The following is a 22,735-nucleotide window of genomic DNA, read 5'->3' as shown; positions in this document are numbered from 1 at the left end:
ATTAACTTGTGTGTAATATCGTGCTTAATTGGTTGACAGTGGACTAATACAATTGCTTCTAGGAGCAGGTTATTCTCCTCTATGGTTTTCAGCCAGATTTTAATGGCGGTATGATGATACCTTACTCTAACCCATTTTTTCTATCTCCGAGCTAATGTCTTGGTAGTCTTCCCAAGTAACTTGGTTTCACCCAACTAGCATTTTAAAGACTGATTCTTCAAAATGCACCGCCATCCAATGGGCTATTTTACTTTACGGGGACTTTGAACACATTCAGCACAGGAAAACTTAATATCGAACGCAAGTAGGGAACTTTTTACGAAACTGTTTTGGTTCTAGAGTGCAATATTAGCAAGACAATAGGAACAAGAACAAAACTTTTTTTTGGGATACAGCAAATATTATCATCAATATCGGCGATTTTTCTATCAATTAGCTTCATTTCGGCTTTTCATCAGTTATCTTGTGACACACATGAGCAACAGAAAACCCTCTACTGAGCATGAAACTCAGCAGAGGGCAGATTATTGATGGTTTAAATCTTTTGTGGAGTAGGATGCTCCTCTACTTTAAAGCCTGAGCGATCGCATTTGACATCGCCTGACTAGCTGCTTGCTTCAAAAATTCAGCTTTATCGGTACGTTCCCAAGGCAAATCTAAATCATTGCGTCCAAAGTGACCGTAAGCTGCAACGTCCTGATAAAAACGTCCGCCTCTTTCACTTGGGAGGTTACGTAGGTTGAAAGCATGAATAATTCCCGCCGGACGTAGTTCAAAATTTTGTTTGACTAGTTCCAGTAAGGTTTCATCATCGACTGTACCAGTACCGAAGGTATCTAAGAAAATGCTGACAGGTCGCGCTACACCAATGGCATAACTCAACTGTACTTCACATTTTTCTGCCAATCCAGCCGCCACAATATTTTTAGCTACATAACGAGCTGCATAAGCGGCAGAACGGTCTACTTTTGTGGGGTCTTTACCAGAGAAAGCACCACCACCATGTCGGGAATAACCACCGTAGGTATCCACAATAATTTTTCTTCCCGTCAAACCGGAGTCACCTTGAGGCCCACCAATCACGAATTTACCGGTGGGGTTGACCAAAAATCGGGTGTCTTGGTCTGGTTTAACTTCCAAGTCGCCAAACACAGGTTCCACTACAGCAGTCCACAGGTCTTGCTTAATTTTGGCTTGCACTGCGGCCTCATCGGTAATATCGCCGATGGTAGCTGTGTGTTGGGTGGAAATCAGAATGGTATCAATCCCGACAGGACGACCATCTTCGTAAACAACAGTCACCTGAGTTTTACCATCAGGACGTAAGTAGGACAAATCTCCGGTTTTACGGACTGCGGCGAGTCGGCGCGCAATGCGGTGCGCTAAACTCACAGGTAAGGGCATCAGTTCTGGAGTTTCGTTACAAGCAAAACCAAACATAATCCCTTGATCACCAGCACCAATAGAATCAAATAGTTCATCACTATCTTGCTGGCGGGTTTCTTGGGCTGTGTTTACGCCTTGGGCAATATCTGGTGATTGTTCATCCAAAGCCACAATCACACTAGTGCTGTTGGCAGAAAAGCCATTGTCAGCATTAATGTAGCCAATTTCCGCAATTTTTTTGCGGGCAATATTGACATAATTAACATTGGCTTTGGTGGTGATTTCACCAGTGATTAACACCAAGCCAGTATTGACAACTACCTCTGCTGCAACGCGGCTAGCGGGGTCTTGTGCGAGTAAGGTGTCTAAAATCGTGTCAGAAATCTGATCACAGATTTTATCGGGATGACCTTCGGTAACTGACTCGGAAGTAAATAAATAACGTCGAGACAATAGAGTATTCCCCCTGTAATAGTATTTTCACTGACTAAAGTCTCAATACTTAGTGCAGCTACTAATTACTGAAATCATAACAATATTGACACATCCATTAGTTACTTTCCGTTAACTAGTCGTAAAGAGGTTGAATCAATCCCAAATCCAAAGTTCAAAATTAAATCCCCAATTCCCCATGCCCAAATGATGATAATTGCTCAATTTGTTAGCAAAGCTACATTTTTGTGGGGCGAATTCCTGTAATTTGTACTTACTATGTAAAATTGCCCGTATATATACAAAAAAAGGGGTTACTCACGAGTAACCCCTAGATTTTTGACACAAACACTGCTGTTTTAAACTTGAACTGCTATCTGGGCTTCTTTTGATGTTAAACGTTCGTAAGTAGCACGCATTTTCAGACCTGTTAACACTTGGAATAAACCAGTACCATTGTTAGAACCAGGATACTCACGGTGTTGTAACAACAGATGGGTCATCTCACCTTCGTACTTGGTGGATGTTTTGCTGAGGTGATTTTCGATGTAGATGACTTCTTCTAAGTTATCAAATTGTCCATCTACCTCTAACACGGAGACGTAACGACCATAGTAAACATCAGAACCATAGTATAGTTGCATACCTGGGTAAGAACAGGTCAATTTGCGTCCGCAGGGAGTCCATTGAATGCTTGAACCTTCGTCAAACAGATAAACTGGTTCAAATCCTTCTTTGCCTTCCCGTTGTAGCATCCGTACCCGTAAAACTTTACGCTCTGTATCGTTTTTAATTAAGTTGGTAGGTAATACTTGCAGGACTACATCGGCGAATTCTCTTTGGGGTTCGATGTATTTTTGGAAATCGGGTTTACGGGAGTTGATAGCGGCTAAGACATCTTCATAGCGATGGCCTCTTTCTGCCATGTCACGCTGGATTTTCCAGGCAATTTTGACTTCATCACTGATGTCGAAGTAAACGCTAAAATCGAGCAGCGATCGCACCCGTTCATCATACAGGGGGTGTAGACCCTCAACCACAACAATATGGTTTGGTTCTACGATCTCTGGGGGATCGATCATGCCGGTTTCGTGGTTATAAATCGGCTTATTAATCGATTGACCTTCTTTCAGAGCCTTAATTTGCTCATACATCAGGTCAAAGTTATTGGCTCTAGGGTCAAGTGCCGTGATCCCGGTTTCTTTACGTTGTTTGCGATCTAAGCAGTGATAGTCATCTAAACAGATGACTGTCATAAACTCTTCCCCAAACAAATCGATCAACCGACGCAAAAACGTAGATTTACCGCACCCAGAGTCTCCGGCTACTCCAATCAGTACCACGCGTTCCGGCTTACTTGTCATAAATCTCCTCTAAAAACTAAATGTGTCAATCAATATTTTTTTCACAGCAGAATGTGAAGCCAGGAGTCTACCCCGTTTGGTTTATCCTGCGTTCTTGCTACTTAAGCCACCTGTGACACTCTCCTGAAACAAATTCCAGAGATTCTTGCTTCTCATCCTCTTAACTAGACTAAACCAAAGTAGAATTTAGCCCTCATCAGACCGAATCCACAAGCGTTTTATTTTTACTTCCACTGGCTGTCAAACAGCAGAAGGTGCTGAAGTTTATTTACTTTTTCGTCTCATTTTAGAACAACTGAGCAGATATTTTGACAGCTACCATGTGTGAAGCTGTCGGTTATCTGAAGTATCTGAATGTTGACGAAGGGTAAGTATTTAATCCTAGTGTTAAAGGTGATTTTAACAGAATGATGTAACCCATACAAGATTTACTGCCAATAATAGGGACTGGGGACTGGGGATTGGGGATTGGGGAGTGTGGGGAGCAGAGGAGAACAACTAATGACTAATGACTAATGACTATTGACTAATGACTATTGACTATTGACTCACCACTTTCAACCTAGTAAGGGAAGGAAGAAACATCTCCAGCCCCATTTTTGATGCTCAATCAAAAAGCAGCATAGAAGAAAAGATTAAATTGACTCATTATTAACATTATGCCCAAGACTTATCCTCTAACCTTAGAAGTTAAGCGGGTGTGTATATTACTTCCACTACTGAAGCCCCCATATCCTTGGTGAGTGTATCAATGCTGGGCATTATTTACTTAGTGCCACTTTCTCAAAACGCTAGTTTTAGGAACACCAGATCCGATAAACTAAAGCTAGCTTGTGATGGGAAAAGTTTTTTTGATAAACGGTTAAGTAAGTATCGGAGTGGTAGAAAGAATGTTCAATCAAGGTGCTTTTGAAGGTGCTGCCAATGGAGAATCAGGTAGCCGCATCTTCGTTTACGAAGTGGTGGGTCTGCGTCAGAGTGAAGAAACTGATCAAACGAACTATCCTATTCGTAAAAGTGGCAGTGTGTTCATTAGAGTGCCTTACAACCGCATGAATCAAGAAATGCAGCGTATCACTCGCTTAGGCGGTAAGATTGTGAGCATTCAATCCGTGAGCGGGCTACAGCAACTCAATGGTAAAGCCACACCTGTAACAGCAAAAAGTGAACCAGCTGAAGAACAGCAGAAGAATAAGGACAACAAAGGCAACACCATGACTCAAGCGAAAGCCAAAAAAGCCCACGCTGACGTTCCCGTAAACACCTACCGCCCCAATGCACCATTTATTGGTAAGTGTATTTCTAACGAAACGTTAGTGAAAGAAGGCGGGATTGGTATTGTTCAGCACCTCAAATTTGACCTAACTGGTGGTAACTTAAAGTACCTCGAAGGTCAAAGTATTGGGATTATTCCCCCTGGTCTAGACAAAAATGGTAAGCCAGAAAAGCTGAGACTGTACTCTATTGCCTCTACTCGTCACGGTGATGATGTTGATGATAAGACAATTTCACTGTGCGTGCGTCAATTAGAATACAAGCACCCAGAAAGCGGTGAAACAGTCTACGGTGTTTGCTCTACATACCTGACTCAGTTAAAACCTGGGGATGATGTGAAAATCACCGGGCCAGTGGGTAAAGAAATGCTGTTACCCGATGACCCAGACGCTAACGTCATTATGATGGCTACTGGTACAGGTATCGCCCCCATGCGTACTTACCTGTGGCGGCAGTTTAAGGATGCAGAAAAAGCTGCTAACCCAGATTACCAATTTAAAGGATTTTCTTGGTTAATTTTTGGCGTTCCTACAACTCCTAACATTCTATATAAAGAAGAATTGGAAGAAATACAGCAGAAGTATCCCGATAACTTCCGTTTGACCTACGCCATCAGCCGGGAACAACAAAATCCCCAAGGCGGTAGAATGTACATCCAAGACCGCGTAGCAGAATATGCTGATGAACTGTGGCAATTGATCAAAAATGAAAAAACCCACACTTACATCTGCGGTTTGCGCGGTATGGAAGACGGGATTGATGCTGCTTTAACTGCTGCTGCTGCTAAAGAAGGTGTAACCTGGAGTGACTACCAAAAAGAACTCAAAAAAGCAGGCCGTTGGCACGTTGAAACATACTAAGTTAGTAATTAGTCCATAGTCATGAGTCAATAGTCCATAGTATAAGACTGAGACGACTGACAAAAACAACTAACAAACGATAATCTGTAGGGTGGGTGAATAACTCACCCTACAATTGTTATTGGTAAAATTGGGTGCAAGTTTGTGGGTGTAAAGCTGGGAATTTTAGGATTAGGTACAGTCGGAACAGGAACGGTAAAGTTGCTGCAAGACGCAGCTGGTCGTCATCCGTTATTGCAAGAAATTGAAATTTATCGTGTGGGCGTGCGATCGCTCGATAAACCCCGTAATGTACAATTACCTACACAGGTCATCACTACAGATTTAGAAGCAATTGTCAATGACCCCGAAGTAGATATTGTAGTCGAGGTGATGGGAGGATTAGAGCCAGCGCGATCGCTTATCCTCCAAGCTTTGAAAAACGGCAAACACGTTGTTACCGCCAATAAAGCCGCCATTTCTCGCTTTGGGGCAGAAATTTTCACCATTGCCAATCAAGCAGGCTTATACGTCATGTTAGAGGCGGCGGTAGGGGGTGGAATTCCAGTCATTCAACCCTTAAAACAAGCTTTAAGTGTGAACCGCATTCATACCGTCACTGGTATAGTCAACGGTACTACCAACTACATCCTGACGCGGATGCAAACGGAAGGTAGCGACTTTGCTGATGTGTTAGCGGATGCTCAACGCTTAGGTTACGCGGAAGCTGACCCCACAGCAGATGTTGATGGTTTGGATGCTGGAGATAAAATCGCCATCTTGGCATCTTTAGCTTTTGACGGTCGGATTCATTTACCAGATGTCCATTGTGAAGGAATTCGCCAAGTTAGTAAAACTGATATAGCCTATGCCGAAAAATTGGGATTTGTGATTAAATTACTAGCGATCGCTACTAATAAAGTCAGCGATGCTGCCCAATTATCTATCAGAGTTCATCCCACACTCGTACCCAAGGCGCATCCCTTAGCCAGTATTAACGGTGTTTATAACGCCATTCTGGTAGAAGGAGAACCCATCGGTCAGGTGATGTTCTTTGGCCCTGGTGCGGGTGAAGGTGCTACTGCTAGTGCGGTGACTTCCGACATTTTGAGTCTAGTAGCTGCTGTAAAAAGTAATACCGCCGCACCCAATCCTCTATTAACTTGTAGACATGAGGATTATTGCCAAATTGCCCCCATATCAGACCTCGTAACTCGATTTTATGCCCGATTCCTCACCCAAGACCAATCGGGAGTCATCGGTAAATTGGGAACTTGCTTTGGCAATCATGGCGTGAGTATAGAGTCAATTGTGCAGACTGGTTTTCAAGGAGACTTAGCAGAGATTGTAGTTGTCACCCATGACGTAAAAGAAGGCGATTTCCGCCAAGCCGTCGCCGAAATCCAAAGTTTAGCAGCAATTGATAGCGTTCCCAGCATCTTGCGGGTGTTGTAATTGGGAATTGGGCATAGGGAATTGGGCATAGGGGTAAAATCTACCTTGTCTACCTTATCTCTTATTCCCCAGTTCCCAGCCTTTTAATTTTGGATTTGGGATTGACGATAGCGTAGTATTAGCGACGCAGGAGCGTCTTTTGGATTGGTTTCCATCTAAAATTCCCAGTCCCCAATCCCCAATCCCCAGCGATGCACTGAGCTTGTCGAAGTGTCCCCAATCCCCAATCCCCAATCCCCAATCCATGACAAAACCTCCCACTGATCAAGACTCATCTCCATCGACGGCTTTGGGCTTCGATGAATTTATCGGGATTTTCGTAGCTTTCCTCACCATAGGAGGAATTTTGCTTTGGTCGTTTTCTCGTCAGGAATCTGGCTGGAATTTAAGTGGCCTATTATCTTTAAACACCACTGCGCCTAGTGCTACAACTAATCCCCCTACACCGTCTCTAACTCCAGAGTTACCAGCAGATACCGATGCGCGCTTGCCTAATGTGTCTGCACCTCCAGAGACGGATATAGTTGAACCTCCAGTGATTCCTTCACCTAGTTTTCAGGAAACACCAACTCTCCAACCGCCAGCAAAGTTACCACCTGCTGCTTTATCTTTGTCGGTAGAGTTGAATTCGGCTGAAAAACCTCCATCTTTACCCTTAGTCACGCCATCTGCACAGAAATCCACCATTCCGCCACCAATAGCTTTTAATGATGTACCTGCTAAATTTTGGGCTGGTGATTTTATTGATGCGCTGTCTGCGCGTAAAATTATCCAAGGTTTTCCAGACTATACTTTTAGACCAAATTTACCTGTAAGTCGTGCGGAATTTGCGGCTATATTACAAAAAGCTTTTAACCAAGACACTACAGCCGCTACCATTCCTTTTCGGGATGTATCGGCAGAATTTTGGGCTAAACCAGCAATTAATCACGCTATTAGCACCAAATTTTTAAAGGGTTATCCGAATCAGACTTTTCAACCACAACAAAATATTTCGCGATCGCAAGTTTTAGTCGCCTTAGCCAGTGGCTTAAATCTCCAACCACCAGCTAATCCCACTCAAGTTTTAAGCATTTATCAAGACGTTCAGGATATCCCAAAATATGCTGTTGATAAGGTAGCATCTGCGACTGTTAACGGGTTAGTGGTTAATTATCCCAATGCCAAAGTTTTAGCCCCTAATCAAGCCGCTACCCGTGCCGAAGTCGCAGCAATGATTCATCAAGCCCTAGTATTAACAGGAAAGTTAGAGAAAATTAATAATTCTCCTCTGCCAAATCAGAAGAACCTGAACCCTTAAGTAAAACCACTGAAAAAAACGAATTATGTTAAGTAATGTAAAAATAATAGGATTCAGTTTGTAGTAAGGACTTTAGTCCTTTTCTGTTCGCGGAGCGTCTCGTAAAGCCTACGGCATAGCTGCGCTTAGGGCGTAGCGAACACTACAAACCTTTAATTATTTACTCCGTCCTACTTAAAATAAAATGGTCAAGCCGCAAAGCTTGACCATATCAATAAATTATTGTCTATACCCTGTAATCGCTGTCAGTAGTTGATATGTCATCGAGTCAGATATTAGTTTTCTGAACCGTCTTGACCAACTACTTGGGACTTCAGAGTTGTGATTTCATTGTTTAACTCTTGTCTGGTTGAAGCTTTGAGTAAGTAGCGGTAAACAAACCAAGCAGAATAACCAATGCCAATCAATTCAAAAGTTGGTGCTACTAAAGGAATATCATTCAACGCGTCTAATACTGCCAAAAGTACCCTGACGGTCACTAGTGAACCTACAATTAAGCCTACGATGACTAAAGGCTGTTTATATTGATTGAAGAAATTGCCCACATAATCAGGCAGAGTTGCTAAAAATTGAGAAACTTGTTCTACGTATTTTCCCCATTCCTCTTGAGACTGTACAGGGGGCTGGAGTTTAGTAATAGTTCCTGTTTGGTTGTTGATATCTGGCATTGTTGCCTCTTTAGGTTGGGTTTGGGCGAATTCTGGTTCTTGCATTTTCACTTCCATAAATTTGACAGTTGAGGTTCTCTAATCCTGACAATTACAACCAAAAGGCTGTTGATTAGGCAATGCACTCTTGCATCCCACTGAGTTGGGAAATAGGGTTTAGCGTCCTATCACCATAGTCGTCCCATAACATCTACTGCATCAACTACAAGGTAGACAGTCAGTAGGTGGATAGAAGTCAGAAGGCTACAGGATGTCATAAAATCAGCGGCTTTCTGAGTTCTGTTGTCATGAATCAACTGGAATCCTCCGGTTGTCATTATCCCAGGCTGTGTCAATTGCTCGTCATCGTACTTGGAATAAAGTACAGATCATGCAAAAATCACTCCACCTCTCATTTATATAAGCACAAACGCTGATTTTATCTGAATATTAAAGCTATCTTAAGCCGCGTTCGTCAATCACAGTATTGATCTCGGATAGCAATACTTCATAAAAATTAGGACTTGGAGGGTGAAAGTGGTGAGTGGTGAGTGCTGAGTGCTGAGTAGTGAGTGCTGTTAGCGGAAGCGGGGCGTTTAGCCCGTGCTGAGTTATGAGTGCTGAGTAATGTTAGCGGTAGCACAGTGTTTAGATGGTGCTGAGTAGTGAGTTGAGAAATAAACTCTACCTTGTCTACCTTGTCTACCTTGTCTACCTTGCCCACCTTGTCTACCTTGCCCACCTTGTCCCCAGCCAAGAGTTTCTCTTTCATCCTTGCTTGACTAGATATGTTCTTTTAAAATTCCTGAAACATCCAACAGCTAACACGCGCCATCTGCTTTTGAATGTTCTAATACCAATTCTCCAAAATCCAGCGACAGATACAACCCTTAAAACCCAGATAATACCTGACTGTTTTCAACTGCGAACTGCGAACTGCGAACTGCGAACTGCGAACTGCTATAAGAGGTATGTGAGAGATGTGATTGGCTAACACCCAACTCTCTCACTCCATCTTTTATTTCTTAAAATTCACCTAAATCGGTTGATACTAATCCCAGTCGGGAATTTCTTGACCTGCTTCGCCACCAACGCCGATCGCAGTATTATAAATTTCTGCATCTGTGATGGTGAGATTTTCCATTGATGCTTGATACACGTTGGAATCGAAAACATGAGCGCGGGTCATGTTGGCGTTATTTAAGTTGGCTTTTTTGAAGTTGACGTTGGTAAGAAAGGCGGCGGTAAGATTCGCTCCTTTCAAATTGGCGTTAGTCAAATCAGCTCCTTCGAGGTTAGCACCAGCTAGATTTGCACCAGCTAGATTTGCCCCTCGTAAGTCAACACCAATTAAATGCTCGCCACTGAGGTTCATGCCTGATAGATTACACCCTACGCATTCCCCAGTTGATAACAGTTTTTGTAAGTCTTGTGGATTCCCAGCTTTGACTGAATTCACAAAAAATAGGGGAGTGGCTAAGGCTACAGCTGCTAATAGCTTGAGTTTCATAATTTCCCCCTTTCTCCTTGATTAACATCCGTTCTTTTCCTCACATTTCTATTATCTCACTAACTTTCTAAACAATGTTGATTTAAATCACAATTTACTTGTCTAGATTATGGCTAGTGTAGTGAGTCTCAAAATATTATTGGCTATGGTTTTTGGCTATTTTGTGTCTTTCAATTTCAGCATAAATACTGGATTTAATTTAATATTAAATATTTTTAAGTGAATGTATCATTCGATATATTTTCGTAAAAACATTGCCAGTATTCACTTATATAAAAATATTACTCATACTTTTGATGTAAATTATAATTTAAATTACTAAGTATTCTTGCATATACCGATTAACTAATTCTGGTTTTTCTTGTTGAACCCAATGTCCACAATGGGGAATATACTTAATTTGGAGATGTTTTACATAGTCTTGAGTGTTGTAAGTAAGCTCTTTGCCTAAAGCGGTATCATTTTCACCCCAAATCAACAGCGTAGGAGTCTCTAAAATTTGCCAACTTTTCTGAAATAGGAGACTGGAAAAAAGATTGCGGTAATAGTTCAACATAGCTGCAATTGCCCCAGTTTTAGCAGCAGCTTGTTGATAAGCGGCAATATTATCTGGAGTAAATGCTGTTTGATTAACTGCTGTCTTAGGAATCATATTAGCGATCGCCAGATAATTATCAGCTTTGAGCATCAATTCTGGTAGCCAAGGTAGTTGAAATAAGAAGATATACCAACTGCGGCGTAACTGTGGGGGAGTCAATAAACCTTGAGTAAATTTAGCAGGATGAGGCAAATTGAGAATAATTAAACGTTCTACCATTTCAGGATGAGCATAGGCAAAATTCCAGGCGATCTCTCCACCCCAATCATGTCCAACTAAAATACAACTATCGTGTCCTAATCCTTGAATTACTCCCGCAATGTCTTGAATAAATTCAGCCATCACATAGGCGGATTTCTTGACAGGTTTATCACTGTCGTTATAACCACGTAAATCTAAAGCCACGACTTGAAACTTTTCCGCGAATTTAGGGATTTGATGCCGCCAAGAATACCAAAACTCAGGAAACCCATGCAACATCAGCATCAAGCGTCCTGTTCCTTGGGTGACATAGTGCAGTTTTATCCCATTGGTATTGATATATGCGTGCTGCCAAGAATCCTGAACCACAGACATAGGTGTTATTTTCACAAGAATGCTAATTAATTATTTGATAACGTGCTAGTTCAAACATCTACTTTAGGGATTGGGCATTGGGAATAGGGAATGGGGCATAGGGCATCGTATTTTCCTCCCCCTGCTCTCCCTGCCCCCTGCCTCTCTGCCCCAAAACAAAACTATGGAAATACGCGGTGTCTGGTTAACTACTACCGATAGTCAAGTTTTGCGTTCACGGCAAAATATTGCTGAAGCTATGGATTTTCTGGCTACCACTGGGTTTAATGTGGTGTTTCCTGTGGTGTGGAATCAAGCTGTGACTTTGTATCCCAGTCAGACGATGCGCCAAACCTTTGGGGTGGAAATTGATCCTCTATCTGTCGGGCGTGATCCTTTATTGGAGGTAGTGACGGAGGCGCGGCGCGTGGGATTAAAAGTCATCCCTTGGTTTGAATATGGCTTTGCCAGTTCCTACAATTTAAACGGGGGCTTACTGTTACAGCAGAAACCAGAATGGGCAGCGCGTGATTCCCAAGGTAATCTGCTCAAGAAAAATGGTTTTGAGTGGTTGAATGCCCTGAACCCCGATGTCCAAGCATTTTTGATGAATTTAGTCTTGGAAGTGGTGAATAATTATGATGTGGATGGCATTCAAGGTGACGATCGCTTTCCGGCTTTACCCAGTGAAGGTGGGTATGATGCGGATACTATCGCCCGCTATCGTCAGGAATTTCATCGCCAACCACCGCTAAATCCCAAAGATAGACACTGGTTACAATGGCGCGCTGATATTTTGACAAAATTTTGGGCAAGGCTATATCAGCAAGTAAAAGCCGTTAACCCAAACTTATTGGTGTCTATCGCGCCTAATATCCATGACTGGGCATTTCGGGAATATTTGCAAGATACACCCACATGGTTAAACCAGGGAATAGTGGATATAATTCACCCGCAAATTTATCGGCGGGATTTTCCTAGTTACCGAGCGATCGCCGATAAACTAGTCAAAGAACAATTTACTGCTGCCACCCTACCAAAATTAGCCCCAGGAATCCTGCTGAAGTTAGGAACTTATTGCATCAGTCCCCAATATTTGGTGCAGACGATTGAGTATAACCGTCAAATAGGGATTAAAGGCGAAGTCTGCTTTTTTTATGAAGGTTTAAGAGAGAATAATCATACCTTAGCTAGAGTTCTGCAAAATCATCTCTATGCTAAATCCGCCGCATTTCCCACTTGTAGCGATTTAACTGGAATGGGGTAATACCAATTCGCAATTCGCAATTCGCAATTCGCAATAGACTTCGTCCCGCTACGCTCTAAGCGCAGCTATGCCGCAGGCTTTACGCAATTAAGAAAGTCAGATAATATCTTGGTTTCAAGCTTTGCACCTGTTGCTTAATTTTGGGTAATTGGTATAAATACTTGTAATTGGAACACACAGAGGAAGTTAGTGAAGCAGGGGAAGAAAAACACAATGCCCCATGCCCAATTCCCCATGCCCAATCCCCAATCATCATCACTTTTAATTCAACTTTGCAATTAAATCACATTATTTTCGTCTTTGTAACATAGTGTTACAAGCAATGCTTCATTTACTATAAAAGTTATGAATGGATCTTGTTAACTCTAGAAAATTGTGATTAAAAACCATGTCCTGTCCCCCAGTCCCAGCCGTTTTGTTAGTAGACGGTTATAACATCATAGGTGCTTGGTCTTGCCTCAAAAAAACCCGCGACACTGCCGGACTAGAAGCAGCAAGGCGTGAACTTGTGGAAACCATGACAAGCTACAGTTCTTTTCAAGGGTATGAGACCAAAATAGTGTTTGACGCTCACTATCAAAATACCGCCAGTAATCAGGAAGTAATCACCGAACTTTTATCAATTCATTACACTGATTTTGGGCAAACGGCAGACTCATACATAGAAAAAACCTGTGCATCTTTGCGCTATGAGTTTCTACAGTCTAGGATGGCTCGGCTCATTGTTGCCACATCTGACCGCGCACAACAATTAACAGTACAGGGGTACGGGGCTGAATGGTTATCAGCAGAACAATTGTGCGGCGAAGTTAAAACCACGATTTGTCTAGTTAAGCAAAGGGCTAAACCACGCCAACACTCTCCACGGAGATTGGCTAGCTCTATTGATCCCAAAGCCAAGCAAAAGCTTGCAGAGCTTCGGATGGGATTGAAGTAGTAGGCTGAATATTTCCATAGTCTTTGCTTGACAAGGGTTAAGTACAGACAAAAATAATTAACTGTATCACCGTCACTGGAGTTTCTGGCGGCTGTTTGGACTGAAAAGAGATTTTCAACGAAACATCCTATCCATTTTGTAGGCAAGGGGCAAGGGGCAGGCTTCCGCCGTGAGCGTCAGCCGAACGGGAGCAGGGGAGATACAGAAAATATCAACTAAGTACAATGGATAATTTATTTTCTGGAAGTCCCAAAATCAACGCCTTGAGGGTGAGCAAAAAAATTTTCTAAAAATGCTTGCCAAATCCAGAAGACTAAGATACTATTATAAATTGTGAGCGCAATCATTCCTCAGTAGCTCAGTGGTAGAGCGATCGACTGTTAATCGATTGGTCGCTGGTTCGAATCCAGCCTGGGGAGTTTAAAAGATTAAAGCAAGACTGGTATCCTTGAGTGACTGCTTAGTGAATCTCTGGTCACTTTTTGGATACTATCAAAGTATTGTATAGAATTCCAAAGGCGATCGCCTGCTTTTTTGTTTGGAAGTATCCTGTCGGCGATCGCAGTTGAGATTTCCCAACAAGATTACTTCCAGAACTCTGGCTTAAATCACCATCCCCAACTACCAGGAATACCCTTAAAAGGCCCAACAACATCGCTAGTTATCCAACCACCATAAAAGTTTCCTGGTTGTGGTTCTACTCGTTCACCATCTACGTAGCAAGCATCCATGAAATGGGCATAGAAAGCCACATGATCTTTAATATCTGCAAAAGCGCGCGTTGGACTGGCGTAAAACCAAGCTGCATTTTCGACTTCTCGCTCGCCCACTCGGATTGTATAGTATCCAGAGCGTCCCTTCCATTCACAAAAACTAGACTGTGGTGTTAACACCAAGTATTCCATTTTGATGTCTGTAGGCGGGATATAGTACGTGGGTGGATGGCTAGTTTCTAACACACGCTTGGCGTGGCGGGTATTGACGATTTCTACACCATTAAAAATTACCTGAATATGTTTGTTTGTGTCCTCCAAGCGGGGGGGACGGGGGTAATCCCACACAGATTCTTGTCCAGGTTGGGGTTCAATGCGTTGAGGATACATATATATTCAAAGTCAAAAGTCAAAAGTTTTAACGGGGAACAGGGAACGGGTAACAGGGAACAGGGGAGACTCTTTATCTGATATTTCCCCCTGCCCCCTGCTCCGTTGCTATCAACGTGATAGTATATTTTTTTAATGAGAAATCCCTAAAGGATTATCTTACTTCTTTTAAGCTTTCAACTTGGTTGGTAAACATCTCTGTAAACAGACTCAAAACTGTGCGTTCTTCTTGGACTTTGATGTTAGCACTTAAAGACATACCAGATTGCAGGGAAATTTTTTTGTCTTTAATGTCTAAGTATTGTTTATTTAACCTAATTTTGGCAGGAAAGCGATAGAACTTATGGGTTTCATCTGGTGGGAGTGCGTCTGAAGCTACTTCAACTAACTCGCCTTTGATGTCGCCGAATTCGCTAAAGGGGAATGAATCGATTCTGACATCGGCTTTCATTCCTTTGCGGACAAAACCAATATCTTTATTGGTAATGAAAATCTCAGCAACGAATTTGTCGTTGGGTACAATCTCTAAGATTTTTTGGGTGGGATTAGCTACAAAACCAGGAGTTTTAGCTTGTAAATTGAAAACTGTGCCGGAAACGGGGGCGCGTAATTGTTGATATTTAAATTCTAATTGAGCTTGAGAAATTTTACTATTGACCTCAGCTAAATTTTGTTCATTATTTAGCACAATTTTCATGAATTGGCTATCAATATCAGCAATGCGTTTTTTGTTATCTGCTATTTTTTCTAAAATGGTTTTATCGGAAGCTGCTACAGTATTGTAGACTTGTTGCCTAGATTTTTCAATATCAAATTGTAGACGTTTCTTCTCTTCGTTTAATTGCGCCACTTCGGCAGCATAATTTTGGACTTGTTGTTGCTGATTCAGGTATTGTAACTGAGAAACACCGCCTTGTTCTGCCAGGATTTTTAGTTTATCTAAAATCTTTTGTTGGATATCTAAACTGGCTTGTGTATCTTGGAGTTTGACTACAGTTTGGGCTAGTTGTTTTTCGATTTTAGATACTTCTAGCCTAGCGGCAGATGCACGAGTATCTAATTCTGTTTTCGCCACTTCTAACTGTTGTTTTTCGTCACTGTCTAAACCGATACCTGTAGTAGAGTTTCTTAATTGAGTGCGTAATAAATCATTTTCTGTAACTAATGCTATGCGACTTTTGAGCAGAAATTCGGCGTTTCTGGGCAATCTAACTCGCGAAAATTGTAATTCGGAATTAATGCCAGAAGATGAACTCATTAATTGACGATAAATTTGATTTTCCTGTATTAAACTGTTGCGAATATTATTTAAAGAATTCAACTGGGCAACAGTGGCAACAGTTTCAAAAGTAATTAGTAGGTCGCCTTGAAGGACTTTTTGTCCATCTTTGATATGTACTTCTTTGACAACTCCATTTACAGGAGCTTGGACTTCTTTAACTGTGCCTTCTGGTTTTAATTGACCAGTAGCAGGAATTACCTGTTCGATTTTAGCGAAATATGCCCAAGCAACACCAAAACAAGCCAAAGCCATGAGAGTCAGCATGATGGTGCGTGACCAAATAGGAGATTGACGCAATACAACCGACTGTTCAAACTCTTCGTAATTAGTGTTAATAGAAGATTGAGGAGGGGGTGGGGTTTGAGGTGTTAAAACTTCAGCATCAACCGCGATCGCCTGGTCATGCTTGCCGTTACCATTGTTATTGTTAAGTTGCGTCATATTAGTAATTTTTGACTGTTGACTATTGACTATTGACTAACTACAAACTCACTTCTTGTTGTTGATATAAATAGAAATAATGACCTTTAGCAGCCATTAATTCTTGATGGCTACCTTGTTCGATGATTTTACCGCCATCCATGACGATGATTGTATCTGCGTGGCTGACGGTGTTGAGACGGTGGGTAATGAAAAAGACTGTACTACCTTGAAAAGCATTGGCGAGGTTCAGACAAACCTGACGTTCGGTGGGATAGTCTAAAGCACTGGTAGCTTCGTCTAGGACTAATAGTTTGGGTTTTTGCAGAATAGAACGAGCGATCGCGATTCTTTGTCTTTGTCCGCCGGATAGTCCCGCACCACGTTCGCCAACTCTGGTATTGTAGCCGTTGGGTAAACCCATAATAAATTCATGGGCGGCGGCGATTCTTGCGGCTGCGATAATCTCTTCTGTGGAAGCATCGGGATTAGTCAAAGCAATATTCTCTTGGACTGTACCATCAAATAACAGGGTTTCTTGGGGAACTACACCGACTTGGCGACGCAAAGAATAAAGTTCTACTTTGGAGATATCGTAGCCATCAATCAAAATTCTGCCTGCTTCTATGTCATAAAGTCGCAGTAGCAGTTTCATCATCGTACTTTTACCAGAGCCACTCTGCCCCACAATCCCGACGAATTTTCCTTGGGGAATTTCTAGATTGACATTGCATAGTTGCAAAGGCCCGCCATTGACGAATCTAAAGGAGACGTTTTCGTATTTGATCGCACCTTGAATTTCGGGAAGCGGGATGTTGTAGCGGTCAATTTCTGCTTCTTGGGGTGTGTCTACAATATCGCTTAATCTTTCTAGGGATAGGGCTGTTTCTTGGAAGCTTTGCCACAGTTGTGCTAACCGTAAGATGGGGCTAGTAACATAACCAGAGATAATTCTAAAGGCGATTAATTCCCCTAAAGTTAACTCCTGCTGTAATACCAAATAAGCACCCACCCAAAGCACGAGTAAACTACTGAGTTTATTGAGAAATTGACTGGTGGAGTTAGCGAGGGTAGAGGTGACGACAGTTTTAAAGCCAGCTGCTACATATCGAGCGTATCGTTCTTGCCAAGAAAAGCGCGATCGCAATTCAATATTTTGCGCTTTGACTGTTTGAATCCCCGACATTACCTCGACTAAATAGGATTGGGTGTTGGCGTTGCGTTCGGCTTTGGCGCGTAGCTGTCTACTAACTGTGGGAGATGCAATTAAGGTAATAACGATAAAGATGGGAATCGTGGCTAAACCCACTATGGTCAACTGCCAACTGTAAAACAGCATGACAATGATATAAACCACTGAAAATACAGCATCTAATCCCACGGTTAAAGCTGTACCTGTGAGAAACTGACGGATATTTTCTAATTCGTTGATGCGTGTAGATAACTCCCCGACTGGCCGCTTTTCAAAGTAGCGCAATGGTAGCCGCAATAAGTGGTCAATAATTTGTGACCCCAAACCCATATCAATGCGGTTGGTGGTATCCACAAATAAATAAGTTCGTAAGGTGGTGAGTATAGCTTCAAATATCCCCACTACTAATAACAAGCCTCCCAGAACATTGAGTGTGCTGGTACTATTTTTGACTATGACTTGATCAATAATGAGCTGGATAACTAGGGGGTTGGCTAGCTGTGCTAACTGCACAAAAAAGGAAGCGATAAAGACTTCTGTGAGGACTCTTTTGTAGCGTGACAAGTAGGGAAGAAACCACCGTAAACCAAAGCGTTCTTGTGGCGTTTCCTTGGTGGCGGTGAGCAGTAGTACCTTGACTTGTGGCGGGAAACTATTTTCTATCGTCTCTAAATGTTCAACTATTTGTGCTGGTTTGCAGCGCACTATCCCTTGGGATGGGACACCTAAAACGACTTGATGAGCATCGGCGGCGTATAAAACGGCAAAATTCTCGCCATAACGCACTAATGCTGGTGTGGGGATGCGGGTAATAGCAGCAGTGGGAACATCGATTAAATTGGCTTTCAAGCCGATTAATTCTCCCAAATAGGCGCAAACAGGAAAAGAAATCGTCCCTTGGCGTTTGATTTGTTCAGATAACAGACGACGCACCACTTCCCGACGAAAAGGGATTTGTAAATGTTTGGTGAGCATCTGAAAACAGGCAAAAGTGCTGTTTAATTCTCCCTTTCCACCAAAGAAGGGGTATTTTGTCCGGGGATTTTTGCTATTTGGAGTTGTACTGCGAAATTGGGAATAGTCTTCATCTGAGGCGTAGGGAATTTCCATCGTCTCAGTGATGTGGGTTTGACTGCTACTAACAGCTAGTTGTGATTGATGATGATTACTAGGATTGAGGAATGATAAAGCCGATGGTGCTAAACCCAACAACCGCGCAGGACTGTCACTTCTGACGATAATGGTTTCTTGACCGTCTTGGGGTTCGAGACGCGAACCAACAGGAAATTCGTTAATGATCCCGCTACTCAAAAACCAAACGGTATTCTTCTCTAGTTGATGAAAGTAGTTTCTTCCAGGTGAGAGATATTGTATTTTAGCGGTTTGCCAAGCTTGTTCTGCTAGTTCATCTAGGTTATCGATGACGTTGGCTTGCTTTGCTACTTGTAAACCTAAAATATCGAAGATTTCCACGATATGACAGGGGTTTTGGCGTGCCTGTGCAAAGGCGGGATAGGTAGACAATAACCGCAGATAGTCGCTGGCTTCGATGCTTAAACCGATCATCTCGTCAGTAGAGGCGATCGCCGTTTCACAACCTAATTGACGCAATGATCCAATTTCGCCAATTATCTCTCCCCGTTGCGATAATTTCAGGGTTTTGGGCATTTGTGTTTGGGGGTCAAATCCCAATAACCGCGCTTGTCCCTCATAGATGATTGTGATGCGATCGGGGACTATTTCTTTGCTGATAATACGTTGACCGATACGATAACGGAATGCTTGCAGGCGGTCTAGTAAAAGATTGATCTCTGTATCGGGTAAATGCTCAAACCCCTGGATAGTCAATAAAAATTCTTGAAAGGCATTTTTTATATAGGTCATAGCTAAAAATCTGATTTGATTTAATGAAGTTTATCTAGCAGTTTTTCTACAGGCATTTCAAAAAATACTTTAGTCCCTGGTTTAACCATCTTGACAACTTGCTGAACACTGACAAGGTATACATGACGGCAATTGCATAAATTGACTTTGGGGACGTACGTAAGTATACAGGTATTAATTCTAATCACGATCCAGGGAACACTTGCTGATTTTATACAATCGCTGGACTAAAATTCCAATCAATCGTTAATTTCTCATGCTAACCATACAGCTAAGGAGAACACAAATTTAGTCAAACGAAGTATTCCAGCCATTGAGAGTGCAATACTTACAAAGATATATTTAGAGACAAATTATCACATTTTCTTACTATGATAAATACTTAGAAATGTGAAGAAATGGTAAAAAATATAACGATAGTGTAGGAATGGCTAATATTTTTCTAACCCATAGGTCGATTTGTAGTTGATTCCAGCGTCTGAAAACAAGACTGATTTGGTCTTAGGCGATCGCTTGTATGGGGACGGTTGAGGTTGGGGTTTCTTGCTGGTGTAGGGGAATTTCAATCCAGAATTCGCACCCTCTACCTAACTCCGACTCACACCGTAAGACTCCAGAGTGTTTTTCTACAATAATTTGGTAACTGATAGACAAACCCAATCCCGTACCTTGTCCTACTGGTTTAGTGGTGAAAAAAGGATCGAATAACTTTTGTTTGACTTTTTCTGTCATTCCTGGGCCATTGTCAGCGATTCTCACCACTGCACGCTCATTTTGGAGTAATTGGGTAGTGATTTTAATATAACTGGGGTCATCAGCAATTTCTTGGGGCGATCGCTCGGCATTGTAACTATTGAGAGCATCAATGGCATTATTAATAATGTTTAAAAATACTTGATTTAACTGTCCAGCGTGACATTCTACTAAAGGTAGTTCTCCATACTCTTTGAGAATGTCGATTTTTGCATTCTCTGGTTTCGCTTTAAATCGATTTGTAAAATTAACAGTGTACTTTCAATCCCTTCGTGAATATCAACAGCTTTCATTTCTGCTTCGTCTAAACGCGAGAAATTACGCAGGGATAACACTATTTGCTGAATGCGTTGAGAACCCATCGTCATTGAACCGAGAATTTTCGGTAAGTCTTCCTGAATAAACTCTAAGTCCATGTCATCAATTTTTGCTTGAATTGTGGGACTAGCGTTAGGAAATTCTTCTTGATATAAACGGATTAACTGTAACAATTCTTTAGTGTATTCATTGGCGTGGGTGACATTGCCATAGATAAAATTAACGGGATTATTAATCTCATGTGCCACACCAGCCACTAATTGACCCAAGCTAGACATTTTTTCGGTTTGAATTAGCTGTGCTTGGGTGCTTTGTAGTTCTTGTAAGGCTATTTGTAGTTCTAACTCTGCTTGTTTGCGTTCAGCTATTTCCAACTCTAAACGCTGATTCATGTGGGTGAGTTCTGTATTTTTAATTAGCGTTTCGTGGGATTTAGCCAACTTCACCGCCATGTGATTAAAGGCTTTAGCTAAATCTTCAATTTCATCACCTGTGAGAATATTTAAACGATATTCAAAATTACCTGTGGCAATTTCTGATGTTCCTGTTTGTAAGTTCTGCAAAGATTTGATGGTTGGTTGCCAAATGAGCATGAATTCACCAACCATCAGCATTAAAATCACTGCGACAACGACAAAAGAAATAATTCTTTGGACTTGGTGTAAATTTTCTAAATCTTGTGCTACAGCTAATCTTTGTTCATCAGCCCGTTTAATTAGTTGGTCAAGAAATAATTTAATATCCCTGTTAAAAGAATTGATTGAGCGAAAATACAACTGTGAATTTTCTACATTATTTTGACTAGAACTCTGTTCAATTAATTGAGTGGCGATGCGGCGCAAAAACTGATGACGAGTACGAATAACGGAGATTTCTGGAGTATTTGGCATGAGGCGTTCTAACTCATCCAATGCTTGAATAAACTCCGCATGGGACTTTTCAATTTCGGCATTTTGCTTTTGGAAAAGCACAAAATCTTTGAGTGTGATAATTTCCGACTTTAAGGCGTTATCTGCTGCTAGTGCTGCTTTGATGGTTTCCGCAGTTCCATTACTTTTTTCGCGCACAGTTTCCTTAATCTGCTGCACCACCACTGTATTCCCGATGAGGATAGCCACTACGAGTCCAACAGATACAGCAGAACTAGTCAGTAGCTTTGTAGAGATTTTCATTTTGACGGGAGAGAAGTTAAGTTCAAGTCTTGGCGGATTTGTTGTATTTGATCATATTCAGCAGCGATGACAAGAGTGTATCCGTCAGATTGACTACCTCCAATCAAATCAAGCCCTTTAGGAAGGCTGAGAAAAGCTTGCTGAAGCTGATGAATGATCTGGTCTGGTAGTTCTGCCGATACTACTATGGGAAAATTAGGTGTGAGAATAGATTCTGTGATGATTCTGATATTTTTTGTAGGCATCTTACCATCTTTTTGTTGATTAGTACAAGCCGTAAGATTAGTAGCTACAGCATCTACGAGATTACTTTCTAAGGCTGCCATACTTTGCTCATGATTGCCTACATAGATGACTTGAGTAAAATCTTGATAGGGGTTTGCTTGTCTTTCTTGCTTCCACTCTGCTAAGGCTGTCAGATACCCGAAGGTAGAGGTTTGATCAACAAAAGCGATACTTTTTCCTTTGAGGTCTGATAATTTTTGAATGTTGCTATTGGCATTAACTACAATACACATTCGATACCAAGGTTGACCTGAGTTGATATCTATGGGAGCTACTAAAGGTTGAATTTTCGCACCTTTATCTACTGCTTCTAAATAAGTAACAGAACCTAAATAGGCAATTTGTATTTGATTTTCAACTAGTAACTGAACGACTTCTTTATTATCCTGAGCAATTTGAAATTCTACTGGTCGCTTGAGATAATCTTCTAAATATTTATCTAAAGCCTGAAGAACTTTTTCTTGATCTGTTTGATTCTGGGTGGGCATAACTCCAATACGGAGTTTTGGCAAGTCGTCCTTGCTACTATCAGGAAGAGAGCCTTCGTATACTGTACCCTGTCGTTCCTGTGTACGTCGGTAGATCCTCAAGGGAGATGGTGGGGAAGTAGACTCGATATTGGAGCTATTGTACTCCGAAGCGTTGCCAGTACAACTAACGGTCAGTAGTAAGGCGATCGCACAGGAAATTAAAATCTTACTACTCCGTACCGACTGCTTAGTAATCAGCCAATGCCAGGCTTTTTTCATAGGATTAGAATT

At 41.8% G+C, this 22,735-nt stretch carries 17 protein-coding genes, 1 tRNA gene and 1 pseudogene; 7 read left to right on the top strand and 12 right to left on the bottom strand.

The window, feature by feature from the left end:
- Positions 1 to 564: 564 nt before the first annotated feature.
- Positions 565 to 1,839 (bottom strand): methionine adenosyltransferase, encoded by a 1,275-nt coding sequence (gene metK / locus CV014_RS19730; protein WP_236143581.1) that lies wholly within the window; start codon positions 1,837 to 1,839, stop codon positions 565 to 567.
- A 338-nt stretch (positions 1,840 to 2,177) separates the two neighbouring features.
- Positions 2,178 to 3,182 (bottom strand): phosphoribulokinase, encoded by a 1,005-nt coding sequence (locus CV014_RS19725; protein ID WP_236143580.1) that lies wholly within the window; start codon positions 3,180 to 3,182, stop codon positions 2,178 to 2,180.
- Between the two features lie 890 nt (positions 3,183 to 4,072).
- Between CV014_RS19725 and petH the strand changes: the two genes are divergently transcribed.
- Positions 4,073 to 5,317: a ferredoxin--NADP reductase gene (petH, locus tag CV014_RS19720; RefSeq protein ID WP_236143579.1), complete on the top strand. Its 1,245-nt coding sequence runs from the start codon at positions 4,073 to 4,075 to the stop codon at positions 5,315 to 5,317.
- A 144-nt stretch (positions 5,318 to 5,461) separates the two neighbouring features.
- Positions 5,462 to 6,751 (top strand): homoserine dehydrogenase, encoded by a 1,290-nt coding sequence (locus CV014_RS19715; RefSeq protein ID WP_236143578.1) that lies wholly within the window; start codon positions 5,462 to 5,464, stop codon positions 6,749 to 6,751.
- A gap of 118 nt (positions 6,752 to 6,869) precedes the next feature.
- Here CV014_RS19715 and CV014_RS30165 read toward each other — a convergent pair whose 3' ends face one another.
- Entirely contained in the window at positions 6,870 to 6,992 is a 123-nt protein-coding gene (locus tag CV014_RS30165) for a hypothetical protein (RefSeq protein WP_268964812.1), read from the bottom strand.
- Positions 6,993 to 6,995: 3 nt separating this feature from the next.
- Between CV014_RS30165 and CV014_RS19710 the strand changes: the two genes are divergently transcribed.
- Positions 6,996 to 8,051, top strand: coding sequence for an S-layer homology domain-containing protein (locus tag CV014_RS19710; protein WP_236143577.1), 1,056 nt, complete (start codon positions 6,996 to 6,998; stop codon positions 8,049 to 8,051).
- Between the two features lie 275 nt (positions 8,052 to 8,326).
- Here CV014_RS19710 and CV014_RS19705 read toward each other — a convergent pair whose 3' ends face one another.
- From CV014_RS19705 to CV014_RS19690, 4 genes are all read right to left on the bottom strand, one after another.
- Entirely contained in the window at positions 8,327 to 8,764 is a 438-nt protein-coding gene (locus tag CV014_RS19705; RefSeq protein ID WP_236143587.1) for a CAAD domain-containing protein, read from the bottom strand.
- Positions 8,765 to 9,215: 451 nt separating this feature from the next.
- The gene (locus CV014_RS19700) at positions 9,216 to 9,470 is read right to left on the bottom strand and encodes a hypothetical protein (protein WP_236143576.1); all 255 of its coding nucleotides are present in this window, start codon (positions 9,468 to 9,470) and stop codon (positions 9,216 to 9,218) included.
- Positions 9,471 to 9,749: 279 nt separating this feature from the next.
- The gene (locus tag CV014_RS19695) at positions 9,750 to 10,208 is read right to left on the bottom strand and encodes a pentapeptide repeat-containing protein (protein ID WP_236143575.1); all 459 of its coding nucleotides are present in this window, start codon (positions 10,206 to 10,208) and stop codon (positions 9,750 to 9,752) included.
- 310 nt (positions 10,209 to 10,518) lie between these two features.
- On the bottom strand, positions 10,519 to 11,382 hold the full coding sequence (locus tag CV014_RS19690; protein WP_236143574.1) for an alpha/beta fold hydrolase: 864 nt from the start codon (positions 11,380 to 11,382) through the stop codon (positions 10,519 to 10,521).
- 163 nt (positions 11,383 to 11,545) lie between these two features.
- Between CV014_RS19690 and CV014_RS19685 the strand changes: the two genes are divergently transcribed.
- The 4 genes from CV014_RS19685 (at position 11,546) to CV014_RS19670 (ending at position 13,984) form a co-directional block, all read left to right on the top strand.
- The gene (locus CV014_RS19685; protein ID WP_236143573.1) at positions 11,546 to 12,628 is read left to right on the top strand and encodes a glycoside hydrolase family 10 protein; all 1,083 of its coding nucleotides are present in this window, start codon (positions 11,546 to 11,548) and stop codon (positions 12,626 to 12,628) included.
- Between the two features lie 167 nt (positions 12,629 to 12,795).
- Positions 12,796 to 12,939: a hypothetical protein gene (locus CV014_RS19680; protein WP_236143572.1), complete on the top strand. Its 144-nt coding sequence runs from the start codon at positions 12,796 to 12,798 to the stop codon at positions 12,937 to 12,939.
- Between the two features lie 77 nt (positions 12,940 to 13,016).
- Positions 13,017 to 13,565, top strand: a complete 549-nt coding sequence (locus CV014_RS19675; RefSeq protein WP_236143571.1) for an NYN domain-containing protein — start codon at positions 13,017 to 13,019, stop codon at positions 13,563 to 13,565.
- Between the two features lie 347 nt (positions 13,566 to 13,912).
- Positions 13,913 to 13,984: transfer RNA gene (locus CV014_RS19670), tRNA-Asn, on the top strand.
- A 189-nt stretch (positions 13,985 to 14,173) separates the two neighbouring features.
- On the opposite strand, the gene CV014_RS19665 is transcribed toward CV014_RS19670, so the two are convergent.
- The 5 genes and pseudogenes from CV014_RS19665 to phnD all read right to left on the bottom strand — a co-directional run bounded on the left by CV014_RS19665 (position 14,174) and on the right by phnD (position 22,723).
- Positions 14,174 to 14,668, bottom strand: coding sequence for a DUF427 domain-containing protein (locus CV014_RS19665; protein WP_236143570.1), 495 nt, complete (start codon positions 14,666 to 14,668; stop codon positions 14,174 to 14,176).
- Between the two features lie 154 nt (positions 14,669 to 14,822).
- A complete protein-coding gene (locus CV014_RS19660; protein WP_236143569.1) occupies positions 14,823 to 16,391 on the bottom strand; it encodes an HlyD family efflux transporter periplasmic adaptor subunit in 1,569 nt (522 codons plus the stop codon).
- Positions 16,392 to 16,431: 40 nt separating this feature from the next.
- A complete protein-coding gene (locus CV014_RS19655) occupies positions 16,432 to 19,446 on the bottom strand; it encodes a peptidase domain-containing ABC transporter (RefSeq protein ID WP_236143568.1) in 3,015 nt (1,004 codons plus the stop codon).
- 501 nt (positions 19,447 to 19,947) lie between these two features.
- Positions 19,948 to 21,689, bottom strand: a pseudogene (locus CV014_RS19650) (sensor histidine kinase).
- Positions 21,686 to 22,723: a phosphate/phosphite/phosphonate ABC transporter substrate-binding protein gene (phnD, locus tag CV014_RS19645; protein WP_236143567.1), complete on the bottom strand. Its 1,038-nt coding sequence runs from the start codon at positions 22,721 to 22,723 to the stop codon at positions 21,686 to 21,688. The pseudogene CV014_RS19650 and the gene phnD overlap by 4 nt, the downstream one beginning before the upstream one ends.
- Positions 22,724 to 22,735 lie beyond the last annotated feature (12 nt).

The organism is Nostoc sp. CMAA1605, from assembly GCF_021596505.1.
Lineage (GTDB): Bacteria > Cyanobacteriota > Cyanobacteriia > Cyanobacteriales > Nostocaceae > Trichormus.
Note: the sequence above shows the minus strand (reverse complement) of the source record. Positions and strands in the feature narration are given on the sequence as shown.